Origin of the sequence: Candidatus Enterococcus murrayae, assembly GCF_017315985.1 — a bacterium.
In the GTDB taxonomy this organism is placed as follows: domain Bacteria; phylum Bacillota; class Bacilli; order Lactobacillales; family Enterococcaceae; genus Enterococcus_A; species Enterococcus_A murrayae.
In genome coordinates, this window is the sequence record NZ_JAFLVR010000049.1 from 23,231 (window position 1) to 37,154 (window position 13,924).

The 13,924-nt window shown below is 41.6% G+C and carries 15 protein-coding genes and 1 other RNA gene; 15 read left to right on the forward strand and 1 reads right to left on the reverse strand.

Translation table 11 applies throughout. The features are described 5' to 3' along the window. The first annotated feature begins 1 nt into the window (after position 1). From nagE to JZO85_RS18020, 11 genes are all read left to right on the forward strand, one after another. A complete protein-coding gene (gene nagE / locus JZO85_RS17970) occupies positions 2-1,960 on the forward strand; it encodes an N-acetylglucosamine-specific PTS transporter subunit IIBC (RefSeq protein WP_207109888.1) in 1,959 nt (652 codons plus the stop codon). Positions 1,961-2,305: 345 nt separating this feature from the next. Next, positions 2,306-3,295, forward strand: a complete 990-nt coding sequence (locus JZO85_RS17975; protein ID WP_207109889.1) for a hypothetical protein — start codon at positions 2,306-2,308, stop codon at positions 3,293-3,295. Positions 3,296-3,513: 218 nt separating this feature from the next. After that, positions 3,514-3,837: a zinc ribbon domain-containing protein YjdM gene (locus JZO85_RS17980; RefSeq protein ID WP_207109890.1), complete on the forward strand. Its 324-nt coding sequence runs from the start codon at positions 3,514-3,516 to the stop codon at positions 3,835-3,837. Between the two features lie 222 nt (positions 3,838-4,059). Beyond that, entirely contained in the window at positions 4,060-4,770 is a 711-nt protein-coding gene (locus JZO85_RS17985) for a zinc metallopeptidase (RefSeq protein ID WP_207109891.1), read from the forward strand. A 121-nt stretch (positions 4,771-4,891) separates the two neighbouring features. After that, positions 4,892-6,532: an SWIM zinc finger family protein gene (locus JZO85_RS17990; protein ID WP_207109892.1), complete on the forward strand. Its 1,641-nt coding sequence runs from the start codon at positions 4,892-4,894 to the stop codon at positions 6,530-6,532. A 175-nt stretch (positions 6,533-6,707) separates the two neighbouring features. Beyond that, the gene (locus tag JZO85_RS17995) at positions 6,708-7,043 is read left to right on the forward strand and encodes a hypothetical protein (RefSeq protein WP_207109893.1); all 336 of its coding nucleotides are present in this window, start codon (positions 6,708-6,710) and stop codon (positions 7,041-7,043) included. A gap of 92 nt (positions 7,044-7,135) precedes the next feature. Next, a complete protein-coding gene (gene tadA / locus JZO85_RS18000) occupies positions 7,136-7,639 on the forward strand; it encodes a tRNA adenosine(34) deaminase TadA (protein ID WP_207109894.1) in 504 nt (167 codons plus the stop codon). A 26-nt stretch (positions 7,640-7,665) separates the two neighbouring features. After that, positions 7,666-7,749: signal recognition particle sRNA small type (gene ffs, locus JZO85_RS18005), an RNA gene on the forward strand. A gap of 330 nt (positions 7,750-8,079) precedes the next feature. Beyond that, entirely contained in the window at positions 8,080-8,280 is a 201-nt protein-coding gene (locus JZO85_RS18010; RefSeq protein ID WP_090407834.1) for a cold-shock protein, read from the forward strand. 248 nt (positions 8,281-8,528) lie between these two features. Next, positions 8,529-9,398 carry an SPFH domain-containing protein gene (locus JZO85_RS18015; protein ID WP_207109895.1) on the forward strand — a complete coding sequence of 290 codons (870 nt, stop codon included), beginning with the start codon at positions 8,529-8,531 and terminating at the stop codon, positions 9,396-9,398. A gap of 11 nt (positions 9,399-9,409) precedes the next feature. Continuing rightward, positions 9,410-9,904, forward strand: coding sequence for an LURP-one-related/scramblase family protein (locus JZO85_RS18020; protein ID WP_207109896.1), 495 nt, complete (start codon positions 9,410-9,412; stop codon positions 9,902-9,904). 45 nt (positions 9,905-9,949) lie between these two features. Here the strand turns inward: JZO85_RS18020 and JZO85_RS18025 are convergent, their stop codons facing one another. Continuing rightward, a complete protein-coding gene (locus JZO85_RS18025; protein ID WP_207109897.1) occupies positions 9,950-10,429 on the reverse strand; it encodes a methylated-DNA--[protein]-cysteine S-methyltransferase in 480 nt (159 codons plus the stop codon). Between the two features lie 95 nt (positions 10,430-10,524). Between JZO85_RS18025 and JZO85_RS18030 the strand changes: the two genes are divergently transcribed. The 4 genes from JZO85_RS18030 to JZO85_RS18045 are packed head-to-tail and all read left to right on the forward strand — an operon-like array spanning position 10,525 to position 13,911. Next, entirely contained in the window at positions 10,525-11,904 is a 1,380-nt protein-coding gene (locus JZO85_RS18030; RefSeq protein WP_207109898.1) for a bifunctional metallophosphatase/5'-nucleotidase, read from the forward strand. 34 nt (positions 11,905-11,938) lie between these two features. Further along, entirely contained in the window at positions 11,939-12,559 is a 621-nt protein-coding gene (locus tag JZO85_RS18035) for a YutD family protein (RefSeq protein ID WP_207109899.1), read from the forward strand. Positions 12,560-12,563: 4 nt separating this feature from the next. Then, the gene (locus JZO85_RS18040) at positions 12,564-13,334 is read left to right on the forward strand and encodes a TIGR01457 family HAD-type hydrolase (protein WP_207109900.1); all 771 of its coding nucleotides are present in this window, start codon (positions 12,564-12,566) and stop codon (positions 13,332-13,334) included. Then, positions 13,324-13,911: a TIGR01906 family membrane protein gene (locus JZO85_RS18045; protein ID WP_207109901.1), complete on the forward strand. Its 588-nt coding sequence runs from the start codon at positions 13,324-13,326 to the stop codon at positions 13,909-13,911. Before JZO85_RS18040 ends, JZO85_RS18045 begins: the two co-directional genes overlap by 11 nt. Positions 13,912-13,924: the final 13 nt, after the last annotated feature.

The following is a 13,924-nucleotide window of genomic DNA, read 5'->3' on the forward strand; positions in this document are numbered from 1 at the left end:
TATGAAAGCATATATGCAGCGCATGGGACGTTCATTAATGTTGCCAGTAGCGACCTTGCCGGTAGCGGCTTTATTTATGGGAATTGGTTATTGGATCGATCCAAGCGGATGGGGCGGCAATAATTTATTGGCAGCCTTCTTGATTAAAGCAGGCGGAACGATCTTAGATAATTTAGGAGTGTTGTTCGCAGTTGGTTTAGCACTAGGGATGTCTAAAGATAAAGACGGAGCAGCAGCTTTGTCCGGTTTAGTAGCCTTCTTGACTCCGATGACTTTGGTCAATAGTGATGCGGTGGCTATGTTTACGAAAGTAGCTGTAGAAGACGTGAACATTGCTTTTGGAGCAATCAATTTTAAAAATGTATTCGTAGGGATTTTAGCCGGATTAGTAGCGGCAGCTATGTATAATCGCTTCAGTGGTGTAAAACTGCCAATGGCGCTCTCTTTCTTTAGTGGGAAGCGGCTCGTACCAATCGTAACAGCCGGTCTAATGGCAGCGATCTCAGCAGGTTTGATTTTCGTATGGCCGCCAGTTTATAACGCTTTGGTAAGCTTTGGTGAAATGATTTCCGGTATGGGGCCATTAGGAGCTGGCTTATATGGTCTCTTTAACCGATTATTGATTCCAACTGGTCTGCACCATGCATTGAATAATGTGTTCTGGTTTAACTTGGCTGGGATTGATGATATTGGTAAATTCTGGGCAAGTGAAGGGGTCAAAGGAATTACTGGTCGTTATCAAGCGGGCTTCTTCCCAGTTATGATGTTCGGATTACCAGCTGGAGCGTTGGCAATCTATCATAGCGCACGACCTGAAAAGAAAAAAATTACTGCTTCTTTAATGATCGCAGCCGCTTTTGCGTCATTCTTTACAGGTGTTACAGAGCCGCTTGAGTTTTCATTTATGTTTGTTGCGTGGCCATTGTATGTTGTTCATGCGATTTTAACAGGTATCTCTATGTTTATTGCAGCGACTTTCCAATGGACTGCTGGATTTAACTTTAGTGCTGGATTTATTGATTTCTTCTTAAGTTTGCGGGTTCCAATTGCTAATAAACCGTACATGCTGATTCTCTTAGGTCTTGTTATGGCGGTCATCTACTATGTGACATTCCGTTTTGTCATCACCAAATTTAATTTGATGACTCCAGGCCGTGAAGAAGATGACGGTGAGGAAATGCCGGATATCGCTACAGCCGGTGATAGTAAGCATGCTGTGATGGCGCAAAAGATATATGACGCGTTAGGCGGGGCTGCAAATGTGACAGCGATTGATAATTGTACGACTCGCTTGCGTTTACAGGTCAAGGATACTGGAACGGTTAATCAAAGCAAGATTAAAGCAACGGGTGTTCCTGGATTAAAGGTAATAGACGATAAAAACATCCAAGTAATCGTCGGAACCGAAGTACAATTCGTTGCCGATGAGATGAACCGATTACAAGGAGGCAACAGCAGAAAGCAGCCAGTTGTTGATCAAAACGTGGTAGAAGAAGCACCTAAATCGCAGGATTTATTTGCAGTAGCGCAAGGACGTTTGGTGCCGATCACTGAAGTTTCTGATGATGTTTTCTCAGAAAAAATGATGGGAGACGGGTATGCTGTATTGCCAACTTCTGGTGAAATCTTCTCTCCTGTGGCAGGAACAATTTCGAATGTCTTTCCTACGAAACATGCAGTAGGGATTACCACTCCTACTGGCATCGAAGTGCTATTACACATGGGACTGGATACCGTAGATCTAGGCGGCAAGCCGTTTACTGTTTATGTGACCGCTGGACAACAAGTTGGGCGTGGACAAATGATTGCGAAGGTCGACTTGGAAGCTGTCGTTGCAGCAGGTAAGAAGACGGATATGATCGTGGCATTGACCAATATGGATAAAGTCGATAAGTTTGAACTGGCTGAGCAAAAGGATGTTCAAGCGAATGAAACGATTGGTGAATTAACAAGTAAATAAAGAATTAACGGGCTGTGTCTTTGCGACACGGCCCTTTTTTGTTAAATCACTGCGATTAACAAAGTGTCTGCAGAATAAGTACTTTTTTTGCTGAATGATCGAACAGTTTTTTTGTGTTAAGTTATTTAATGACGGTTGTAAAAGGTGGTGTGAAATGTTTTTTGTTATTACATAAATGGGTTTAAAGGCTTATTGATAGTATAATTCATTTCCTTTGTTTTTTATAAAGAAAAAGAGTTTTTCTTTTATCTATTTACAATAACGTTATTTATCGGTATTATATTTTTATAAAATGAAAACGATTACTTTTTAATACTAATATAGTTTAACTCGGGGGTAGGAAAAATGGATGTAGCGAAATTGGGTCAAAGACAGCTCTTTTTGATGAAGTGGGAGAATCTTGAGAAGAGAATAATCAAACGGTATGAACAGAGTCAAAATGTTTTAGAGGTTGTTGAATATCTTGTGGCTGTTCTTGTGCGGAGCGCCATTTGTTCCCGTACGATTTCAGAGACGCTTCAAGCATTGATGCGAGAACTGTTCTTAACGTCAGAGCCTAATGATATGCTGCGTCGGTACGCTCCATATTTTGAAGAATATTGTAAAAACGATTGGGAAACCATTCGCAATCGCCTGTTTTCTAATGAAGCAGATTATTTAGCCTGTACTAAAGAAGCTCGTGCCTATAAAGACTACTTAACCGAAGAAGCTACACTGGACATTCGCCAGGCGGATCACACCTATATTGTGGAGTCCTTCTTTGAAGATATTAATGGCAAACGCCACAAGTTGACGATTCGCGAAACCGATCCCAATAAAACTAGGATAGTGATTGCGAATATTTTACAGATTTTGACAACCTTGACGATTTTTGAAACAAACGGTGTGCGAAAATTCGTCAAGTTCATCAATTATGAAGGTTCAGGAAAAATCAGCACAACGTCCTATGACACTCGCGTAGAAATAGCGGAGGAGTCTGGGCAAGTATTGATGGAGGAAGCCGCTTCCACTGAGGAGACAAGCGGAGAAGCACTCGCTTTTAATAATACAAATACTGGAGGAGCACCGAAGAAAAGCGTTGATTCGAATCGGAACGCCCCTGAAGAAGCGCTATTAACGAAACAAACCACGGCACCGCAAAAGGACGGCAGTGTAATGAAATCGGCCACAGCGACTTCTTCGGAGAAAAAGGCAAAAAAATCAGCCGCTATCTCGCAAAAATCGGACACCACCTACATGCGTTATGGTAAAACCGCCGAACAAATAGAAGAAGAGCGCGAGAAACGACGAATCGAAAGAAGGAAAAAGAACTATCTACAGAAAAGGAAGAAATAGCAGTATAACGAACAGGCAAAAAGAAGGACAGCATGATTGAAAAAAACAGACAATCAGGTCTTTTTAGTATGGGATAATGGCGTTTTGGAGGTTCAATGGTTGATCAGAAAGAACTCAGGCGGACGTCATCGCTGATGTTTTCTTTGAGTAGGACTTTTCAAGTCACGGTGTTTCCGCTAAACTTAGTGTTTAGAAAATAATTTTAGTGGAGGAAGATTATGCCAAATTGTCCAATGTGTCAATCAGAATATACTTATGAGGATCGCGGCTTATTTGTTTGCCCTGAATGCGGTCATGAATGGTCTGAAGGTGATGAGGTCGAGGAAGGATTGGTCGTCAAAGATAGTAACGGCAACCTGCTTCAAGAAGGCGACAGTGTTACTGTGATCAAGGATTTAAAAGTTAAGGGCGCGTCAGGCGCCATCAAGCAAGGAACGAAAGTGAAAAATATTCGCTTAGTTGAAGGGGATCATAATATTGACTGCAAAGTCGATGGCTTTGGTCCGATGAAATTAAAATCTGAATTTGTAAAGAAGTTATAAGCTAGAGAGATTTTTAGAGTTGTTTTCATAAAAAATTCATGCCTTTCGTGCTAAACTATGCTTAGGAAACGGATTATTTTAAACAGCAGCCTTGATTAAAGACGAACTATTTCATGTTCACAAGTTTGTTGGAAACAGATGTGTGACTTTTTTAAAGCGGGCGAAGATTGGCTGGCTGATAGAAGTCTTTAGAATCAAGGATAGCGAAAAAGGAGAATGTCTATGTATGGGTATGGAATGCCTTATAATTTTCTAGATCCCACGTTTTTATTAGTGATTGCCGGGCTGGTCATCTCTGGGCTGGCATCTGCTTATGTCAATTCGACCTTTCGTAAATATGATGAGTTCCGCAGCAGTAAAGGCGTCACAGGAACACAAGCAGCGGAATATATTTTACGTAATCAAGGGGTCAATGACGTCGGCGTTCAACAGATTGCTGGTGATTTAACGGATAATTACAACAGTGGGAATAAAATATTGAGCTTGTCCGAAGCGACTGCGCAATCCACTTCGGTAGCAGCGATTGGTGTGGCGGCCCATGAATGCGGGCATGCCGTCCAAGATGCGAAAAATTATATTCCGCTGCGGATGCGGGCGGCGATCGTGCCGGTGGCCAATATCGGGTCGACCCTTTCTTTTCCTTTGATCCTGCTGGGTGTCTTTATGAGCTGGAACCAAACCTTGATCAATATCGGGATCTTAGCCTTTTCATTGGCCCTAGTTTTTCAGCTGGTGACTTTGCCGGTGGAATTTGATGCGTCACGACGGGCGCTAAGTATTTTACGCGAGGGAAATATGCTGGAGGAGGATGAATTGGCGGCGGCTCGGAAAGTGCTGTTTGCGGCTGCGTTGACTTATGTAGCGGCAGCGCTGGCAACCTTCCTGCAATTGCTGCGGTTGATCCTGCTGTTCGGTAATCGCAATCGAAATTAAGTATTGGCAATACGCTGGTTCTTTCAACCTGCAGACAAACTCTCTAAAAGAGAGGATGTCTGCAGGTTTTTCTTTTATAATGGGAGTGGAGAAGGATTGTTGATGTAGAGGAGGAAGTCCTATGATGGAATGGCAAAGTTTATTTGAACCGCGGATATTGGAGCGGGGATTGGATTATTATCAGATGGGGCATGTTACTAACGTGATTGATGAAGCTGGTGTCCTATCCGCAATTGTAACAGGCACTCAGGATTACGAGGTCGAGCTTGATTTGAGCGAAGAGGATAACTTAGGTTTGTTCTGTGAATGTCCTTATGCCGCTGATCTGAATACCTGCAAGCATATGGCGGCAGTCTTTTTTGCTTGGGAGAATGGGGCGGCAAAAGAGGTGTCGGTCTTTTCAAAATCCGAGCTGGAAAAAGCTATTGCGGCAGCCGATGAAGTGACCTTGCGTGCGTTTCTGCTGGAAAGCTTGCAGCAGGATCAGAGTTTGGCACAACGTTTCATGGGCAGGATTCAGAAAAGTGGAATTACCAGTAAGACGGCTGATCCGTTTTTTCAAGTAAATCAGATCGTGGATCGCTATACAGATTATTCTGATTACATTAATTATGATCATGCTTTTGGCTTTGCTGCTGATCTATCTGCGTTTTTGGATACCGAGGTTCAGTCGTTGATTGATGAAGAGCGGTATCACGAAGCCTTCGATTTAACGAACGCTGTTTTTCAAACGATTGGTGAGGTGGAAATCGATGATTCCAATGGGGAGATCGTTTTTTTAGGAAATGAATGCTATGAGATCTGGCAGCGGATTCTTTCACTGGTTGATCCAGATACGAAGAATGACATGTTTATTTGGTTTTCACGTCAGTTGGCTGAGCTGGAGCATGATTTTTTATTAGAGCTCATTCAACAAATCATCGCAGAAGAATTTCAAGAGCTGAACTTTGCAGAACAAAAGCTGCGTCGCGTGGAAGAAATGCTTGAAGAGGCGGCCAAACAGAATGATTTTATCAGAGATTACTCGCTTGCTTCTTGGGGGATAATAAAGGCTGAATTATTGGAGCAGCTGGGAAAACCAGATGAAGAAATCGAGGCCTTTTATCGAAGTATGTGGAACCATAATGAGATCCGGCAAAGGTATATTAAGCGCTGCATTGACCAGAAAAATTTTTATCGAGCGATCGAAGTATTAAAGGAAAGTATCATTTTGGACAAAGAGTATCGCGGATTGGTCAGTGAGTACAGTATTCAGTTAAAAAATCTTTATTTGCAATTAGGAGAAAAAGAGGCTTATGTAGAGCAGTTGTATCACTTGATTTATGAAGACGATCCAGGCAGCTTGGAGACTTTTCGCGAGTTGAAACAGCTGTATTCGACAGATGAGTGGCGGCCGATCCGGGATAAAATCTTTAATAAACTTGCGGGAGAGGTCGTACTGGATGATCTGTACGTAGAAGAGCAGTGCTACGACCTGCTGATGGAAGAAGTTGAGAAGTCCTTTATGCTTTATAAAACGCAATCTTATCTGGTTATCTTGAAGGACCGTTATCCTGAACGTTTGCTGGAGAAATACAAAAAAGAGATTCGTGGTATGCTGCATGAATCTTCTAGCCGCAAAAAATACCGCGACATTGTTTATTTGCTGCAAGACATGAAGAAGATACCAGATGGTAAAAAGGTACTGGCAGATTTTGTCCAGGAGCTGAAGACGACTTATCCGAGACGACCTGCCCTGTTAGAAGAGCTTGAACGCGTTTAGCAAACATGTAAATAGTTCGATTTGTATGTTTATCTAACCATAAAGATTTCGTTTTCATTTCTCGGTAGTTCTTATTACTGATAATTTTGAGTGTGTGGTATGATGGAATTAAGGATGACAGTCTAATTTTTCGTGAGAGAAATTAGCTCATTAATACGAATAAGGAGCTGATACTATGAAAAGATCGACCAAGGTCAAAATCGGAGTAGGCGTGATTGTTGCAGCGAGTACAGCCACAGCTGTCGTTGCTTCTGGGAAGCTGATTGAAAAGGCTCGTCATGTATCAAATCGTTGCAAAGTAAAACGTTTCGTCAGTGATAAGTTTGACGGCAGTGAAACATTGCTTGCAATTGTAGATAAGCTGTCAGATGAAGATTTAGATAATATCATGGGTATTTTAGACAAGATCAAAAGCGGAAAAAAGCGCGTATCGGTCTATGGTGATTCCATCAAAGATACGACCGAGGATTTGAAAGACCGATTGATGGATTTTGTAGATAAAGTAATGTAATTGATGTGCCAGCGATGGCGCATCTTTTTTTGTTGAAAAAGTTATGCTAAAGTAAGTTGATTAGAAATACAGTTAAATGAGTGAGGAACAAAATGGAGCGAGAAAGTCAGTTAACAGAAGAAGAAAAACTTTTTTTCATGCAAGCAGCGATTGCTGAAGCAAAAAAAGCAGAAGCGCTTGCCGAGGTTCCGATTGGTGCGGTCATCGTTTATCATGGCGAGATTATCGGACGGGGGCATAATCTGCGGGAGCATAGTCAGGACGCAACGAGTCATGCCGAAATGTTTGCTATCCGAGAGGCGTGTCAGCATTTGGATAGCTGGCGTTTGGAGGAATGTCAGCTGTTTGTAACGCTGGAGCCTTGTCCGATGTGCAGCGGGGGCATGATTTTATCGCGGGTGGAAGAGGTCTATTTTGGGGCCTATGATCCGAAAGGCGGAACAGCAGGCACATTGATGAATTTACTAACAGACGAGCGCTTCAATCATCGGGCTTATGTCGAGGGAGGCATTCTGGAAGAGGAATGCGGGATGCTATTGACCAATTTCTTTCGAGCGATTCGGGCACGAAAAAAAAAGACTAGTCAAAACGAGTAGAATTTGTTATACTATTTTTTGCCGAAAGGCAGGACAATGCCGGGCCTGTGAATTGTGTCAGGTCTGGAAGGAAGCAGCACTAAGTGGGATCCGGCATGTGTCTGATATAAACTGCGTAACAGCAAGCCTGAGAGCTTGCTTTTTTATTTGTCTGAATCCAAAAGGGGCAAGCATTTATTTGCCTTTTTTGTTCAATTTCGCCCCTATACTGGCCTTGGTTTTCTTGATTTTCTTGGTTGCTAGTGTAGGCCTTCATTAATATTAAATAATATTGTTGATTATTTTGCGTGCTTTTTTCTCCGATAGATGGTATAGTATATCAGTAATCGATTTTGAAATGTGATTTGGACTGTATATATTTAAACGTATTGAACTCCTTTTACTATCAACAATTAATTGCAAAAAAAACGTACTTTGATACGTATCAGGAGGAAACATACATGAATAACGGTACAGTAAAATGGTTTAATGCAGACAAAGGTTTTGGATTTATTACAGGTGAAGATGGCAATGATGTATTTGCTCATTTCTCAGCTATCCAAGGCGACGGCTTCAAAACTTTAGAAGAAGGTCAAGCAGTGACTTTCGATGTTGAAGAAGGCCAACGTGGACCTCAAGCTACAAACATCCAAAAAGCTTAATAAAAATTAGTTGATTTATCTACCGTCTCCTCCTAGGGGCGGTTTTTTTTGTTCCAAGTCAAATCTTGTTGTTTCGATCAAATCACCTTAAGGAAACGCTTTGGCGTTTCCTTTTTTGGTTTTATTCAAATAGAACCAGACAATTGAGCCGTGAGCTTTTTTTTATTGAAGTTTCGTGTAGTGACTATTAATTGAAGCTCTTTCAAATTAGGCGTACACTGAGGGGAGAAGATTTTGGAGGTGCAGCGATGAAGGAGAAGAAAGCCTTTCATATTAATGGTTATTTAGGTTTAGTTGGATTGATTGTTCTTTTTGGAATTGGAATTTGGGCGGTTTTTATTGGAAACGAATCACGTAGTTTCGGATTGATTTTCTTGGGCATTGTTTTATGGATCGTTGGCGTTTTGTTTTTAAGCTCCTTAACAATCGTTGGACCCAACAGAGCAAAAGCGGTTCTGTTTTTTGGTAAATATCTTGGAACGATTAAAGAAAACGGGTTGTTTATTACGACGCCGTTAACACGCAAGATTCCTGTATCACTGAAGGTACGGAATTTTAATAGTTCACTTTTGAAGGTGAATGACTCAGATGGGAATCCTGTTGAAATTTCAGCAGTCGTAGTTTTTCGTGTAGTGGATACTGCCAAAGCGCTGTTTGATGTTGATTATTATTTGGATTTTGTAGAGATTCAAAGCGAGACAGCGATCCGACATATTGCGACTCAATATCCTTATGATACCTTCAATGACGATGATTTGACGTTGCGGGGCAACACGACTGAAGTTTCTGAAGAATTAGCAACGGAACTGCAAGAACGGTTGGCGATGGCTGGAGTAGAAGTAATTGAAACGCGGTTAAATCACTTAGCTTATGCAACGGAGATCGCGAATGCAATGCTGCAGCGGCAACAAGCGAAAGCGATATTATCTGCTAGGCAGACGATTGTTGAAGGTGCAGTGACTATGACCCAGATGGCACTTGAACAAATTGAAAATGGGCAGAACATTCATTTTACTGATGATCGTAAAGTTCAGCTTATTAACAATTTATTGGTTTCGATCATTACGGATAAAGGAACACAGCCCGTAATAAATACAGGAGATCTATCAGAAAAATAGGAGGAGCCGCGATGAAAAAACTGTATATAAAACAAAAGGTTTTTAGTATCGGTGAAAAATTTACTGTGATGGACGAGGAGCAGCAGCCGCGCTATTTTGTCAAAGGCAGTTTTATGAAGATTCCTAAAACCTTTTCGATTGAAGATGAACGCGGCCACGAAATCAGCCGAATCACGAAGAAAGTTATTAGTCTTTTGCCGAAATTCTTTGTTGAGATGAATGGGGAAGAGACGATTGAGATTTCAAAGCAACTAAGTTTCTTTAAGGCGAAATATTCAATTTCTGCTGCGGATTTGACGGTCAACGGCAACTGGTGGGATATGGATTTTGAAGTGTTGCAAAAAGGACAGAAGGTTGCAGATATAAATAAACGCTGGATCTCATGGGGAGATACGTATGAGATCACTATTTTGAATGAAACGTTAGAAGAATTAATTATCTCTTTAGTGATTGCGATTGATTGTGTGAAAGAAGATGAAGCAGCTTCGGCATCGTCATCCAACTAAAAAAATACTGTCGTTGACTGAAAAAAGTCAACGACAGTATTTTTTTTAGAAAAGAGTTATTTCTTGGAGTATAGGGTTTTCTATTGCGAGTAATTGTTCCTTCATTTTTAGACCTTCATCGCTTGAGCCTGAATAGCCAACGAGTTTGCCATTTTTTCCGATCACTCGATGACAGGGAATGAGAATCGGCAACGGGTTATTTCGATTTGCTTGCCCGATTGCTCGGACCGCCTTTTTTCGTTGGATTTTTTCAGCAATATCAAGGTAGCTGCATGTTTCGCCATAAGGAATTTCCGCCAATGCCTGCCACACTTCCTGCTGGAAATCTGTTCCGATCTCAAAAACATAAGGGATATCGAAAGTTTTCCGTTCACCAGCTAAAAATTCTACGAGTTGATGCTTTGCTGTTTGAAGGATCTTCTGATTGGCTAACGGATTTTCAGCGAGCGGGGTATACGATATATGGCTCAATGCCGATTGGTTGGCATCTAACCAAATGGTTCCGAGAGTTGATTCAAATTTCATGATTTCACCTGCTTTTCAGCGAACGAGTTCGTTCAGCCTTGTTAAGCTATATGTTACTATAGATGGAACAAGAAGAGTTGAAAAGAGGTAGAATAATGGAAAAAATTATTCTTTTACATACGAATGATCTCCACTCTCATTTGGAAAATTGGCCGAAGATTCGCCGCTTTCTGTTGAATCGAAAACAAGAAGAGACTGCAGAAAAAAGGGTAATTACTATTGATTTAGGAGATTTTGTCGATCGCTGGCACCCGTTAACAGAAGCCACGAATGGTCAAGCAAATGTCCAGCTGATGAACCAAATTCATTATGATGCGGCAACTATCGGTAATAATGAAGGGGTCGGAAATTCTAAAGCTGAGCTAAACCATTTATACGATCAAGCGAATTTTGATGTTTTATTGGACAATCTTTTTGATAAGCAAACGTTGCAGCCGCCTGAATGGGCGCAACAGTCTAAAATCATTACGACAGATCACGGAACCAAAGTAGGCCTGTTGGCGTTCACCGCGCCCTTTCCGTTGACCTATAGTCCTAATGGCTGGGATATTCGTCAAGTGATGGATATCTTACCGGAGCTTGTGGCGGAGCTGCGTCAAAAGGTTGATGTTTTAGTTTTGCTGAGTCATCTAGGGATCAGCGTTGATCGGCGAATCGCTCGGGAGCTGCCGGAAATTGACATCATCTTAGGTTCCCACACGCATCATTTGTTCGAGGATGGCGAAAAAATAGGGAATGTTCAATTGGCAGCCGCGGGAAAATATGGCTATTACGTTGGTGAAGTCCATGTGACGGTAGATGAAAACCATCGAATTCTCCAAACAACTGCTCATACCTTTCCTACTGAAAAAATGCTGGCCTTGCCAGAGGATCAGGAAGAAATCAAAGATTACCTGCAAGAAGGGCATCGATTATTGGCAGAGAAAAAAGTAGCAGATGTTCCCTTTACATTGAGTACAGATCTGCAGGCAGAACATCCGATGATCGACTACACCTTGTCTGCTGTAAAAGAAGCGGCGGGCACAGAAGCAGCCGTTTTAAATTCGGGTCTGTTTTTGACTGATGTGCCAGCAGGAATTGTCAATCAAGATCAGCTTCATACGGCATTGCCGCATCCAATGCATTTAATCAAGGTTACGCTAGATGGGGATAATCTGATTCGGCTGATTCTAGAGATGGAAAAGAACCGACATTTTCTCATCAATTTTCCTGTAATAGGAATGGGGTTCCGCGGCAAGATTTTTGGTCACCTTGTCTATGATGGAATCGAGTATGATCGAGTCAATCACCAAGTTCGCTGGCTTGGCGAGCCGATCGATCCTGAGCTGGACTATACGATAGCGACAGTGGATCATTTCATGTTTGTTCCTTTCTTTCCAACGATTGAAATCGCTGGTCGCTATGATTTTTTATTTCCAGATTTTATTCGCAGTGTTTTAGGAGACTATCTCCACACTCACTATCCAATCAAATAAAAACAAGGTATAATAGCAAACAGGTGGTGAAACGATGGCAAAAGAAAAAAGAGATAGAAAAGAAAAGAACAACAATCCAGAAAAAACAGTCACTGAAGAGTTGACTGAGGTTTTAGATGAAATCGTTGAAAACCCCGCTGAAGAAAAGACAAAAGGAGAACCCGTCGTATTTGTTGATGATAGTAATCTTTTGATTGGTGAACGCCAATATCGCTTAGTTAGAAATTATCGTGAAGGCTTTGATGCCGAACGTTTAGGTGAACGCTTTAGTGAGGTCTTGACACGCTATGATTACATCGTCGGTGATTGGGGCTATGACCAGTTGCGCCTTAAAGGTTTTTTCCGTGAAGATGATCGAAAAAGCCTGCCGGAACAACGGATTGACACATTAGAAGATTACTTGTATGAGTATTGTAACTTTGGATGTGCCTATTTTGTGTTGGAACGAACAGGAGGCAAGCGGCAGCAAAATCGTAAAAAACGCAAGCGTAAGCGTAAGGATAAGCCGCAAGCATACATTGAAGAGAAGAAAGAGCTTGTGACGGATAAGCCGAAGAAAAAACCAATCATCAAAAACCGTCAGCCGAAAAAAGAAATTCCTGCAAAAACAAAAGAAAAGGACGAACGCTTCGTGATTCGTCAAAGGGAAGAGTAGTAAGATGTACAAAGGATATTTAATTGATTTAGATGGAACGATCTACCGCGGCAGTGAACCGATCCCAGCCGGCCGCCGTTTTGTTGAACAGCTGCAAGCACGGGGGCTTCCATTTTTATTTTTGACTAACAATACAACGAAAACACCTGAGACAGTAGCGAATCGATTATCGGATGAGTTTTCTATTCATGTAAGCCCGGAAACTGTCTACACAGCAACGCTAGCAACGATTGATTATATGAATGCTGCTTCTAAAGGCAAAAAGGTTTACGTCATCGGAGAACCTGGTCTGATCGATCCTATTTTGTCTGCCGGGTATGTTTGGGATGAGGAAAGCCCAGATTATGTCGTAATTGGTTTAGATACAGAGGTTACATACGAGAAGTTTGTCACAGCAACATTAGCGATTCAAAAGGGCGCCATGTTTATTGGAACGAATCCAGATAAAAATATCCCTACTGAACGCGGCTTGTTACCAGGAGCAGGTTCAGTGATTGCGATGGTAGAAGCCTCTACGCAACAAAAAGCGGTCTATATCGGCAAGCCTGAAGCAATTATTATGGATAAAGCGGTGGAAATTTTAGGTCTGGAAAAATCGGATGTCTTGATGGTGGGGGATAATTACACGACGGATATCTTGGCAGGGATCAATAATGCTATTGATTCTCTCTTAGTTTTATCTGGCTTCACACAAAAAGCCGATGTTCCAACGCTGCCTGTGCCGCCAACGTATCTTGTAGATTCACTAGATGAATGGAGCTTTGATGAAAAATAAATGGCTAGAGCGAATCGGCTTGTTTTGTTTGATTGTAACGCTGCTTACATTAGCGATTACAATGACAATCAATGCTCGCTGGCTTTATCAGTTTGATATCGGACATTTAGAGTTGTTGGACTATACGACGCTTTCAACGAAAGAGCTGCTGCATAATTTTGATCAATTAATGCGTTACTTGAATCTGCCATGGGTAGAAACACTCAAAATGGATGATTTTCCGGTTTCAGTTAGCGGAGCACTGCATTTTTATGAAGTGAAGAAATTATTTCTTTTGAACTATGGCCTGTTACTAGCGACGATGGTACCTAGTATCTTTTATGTGCGCCACTTAGTGAAACAGCAGCGATTGTGGACGATGGTTCAACCGTTTCGTATAGCTGTTGCGGTTCCGATCGTGGTCGCGTTTTTAATGGCGGTGAATTTTGATCGATTTTTCGTTCTTTTTCATGGTGTCTTTTTCAACAATGACGCATGGATTTTTAATCCAGCGACTGATCCGATCATTAATGTCTTGCCGGAGACATTTTTCCTCCATTGTTTTATTTTATTTTTTGTTTTACTAGAAATTTTGTAAGCGTCATATACCA

What these genes read in the sequence shown, in the direction of transcription:
- JZO85_RS18035 (WP_207109899.1), top strand. Translation starts at nt 11,939, where the DNA reads ATGGCAAAAGAAAAAAGAGATAGAAAAGAAAAGAACAACAATCCAGAA.
- JZO85_RS18030 (WP_207109898.1), top strand. Translation starts at nt 10,525, where the DNA reads ATGGAAAAAATTATTCTTTTACATACGAATGATCTCCACTCTCATTTG.
- JZO85_RS17990 (WP_207109892.1), top strand. Translation starts at nt 4,892, where the DNA reads ATGATGGAATGGCAAAGTTTATTTGAACCGCGGATATTGGAGCGGGGA.
- JZO85_RS17995 (WP_207109893.1), top strand. Translation starts at nt 6,708, where the DNA reads ATGAAAAGATCGACCAAGGTCAAAATCGGAGTAGGCGTGATTGTTGCA.
- tadA (WP_207109894.1), top strand. Translation starts at nt 7,136, where the DNA reads ATGGAGCGAGAAAGTCAGTTAACAGAAGAAGAAAAACTTTTTTTCATG.
- JZO85_RS18020 (WP_207109896.1), top strand. Translation starts at nt 9,410, where the DNA reads ATGAAAAAACTGTATATAAAACAAAAGGTTTTTAGTATCGGTGAAAAA.
- nagE (WP_207109888.1), top strand. Translation starts at nt 2, where the DNA reads ATGAAAGCATATATGCAGCGCATGGGACGTTCATTAATGTTGCCAGTA.
- JZO85_RS18025 (WP_207109897.1), bottom strand. Translation starts at nt 10,429, where the DNA reads ATGAAATTTGAATCAACTCTCGGAACCATTTGGTTAGATGCCAACCAA.
- JZO85_RS17985 (WP_207109891.1), top strand. Translation starts at nt 4,060, where the DNA reads ATGTATGGGTATGGAATGCCTTATAATTTTCTAGATCCCACGTTTTTA.
- JZO85_RS17975 (WP_207109889.1), top strand. Translation starts at nt 2,306, where the DNA reads ATGGATGTAGCGAAATTGGGTCAAAGACAGCTCTTTTTGATGAAGTGG.
- JZO85_RS17980 (WP_207109890.1), top strand. Translation starts at nt 3,514, where the DNA reads ATGCCAAATTGTCCAATGTGTCAATCAGAATATACTTATGAGGATCGC.
- JZO85_RS18045 (WP_207109901.1), top strand. Translation starts at nt 13,324, where the DNA reads ATGAAAAATAAATGGCTAGAGCGAATCGGCTTGTTTTGTTTGATTGTA.
- JZO85_RS18015 (WP_207109895.1), top strand. Translation starts at nt 8,529, where the DNA reads ATGAAGGAGAAGAAAGCCTTTCATATTAATGGTTATTTAGGTTTAGTT.
- JZO85_RS18010 (WP_090407834.1), top strand. Translation starts at nt 8,080, where the DNA reads ATGAATAACGGTACAGTAAAATGGTTTAATGCAGACAAAGGTTTTGGA.
- JZO85_RS18040 (WP_207109900.1), top strand. Translation starts at nt 12,564, where the DNA reads ATGTACAAAGGATATTTAATTGATTTAGATGGAACGATCTACCGCGGC.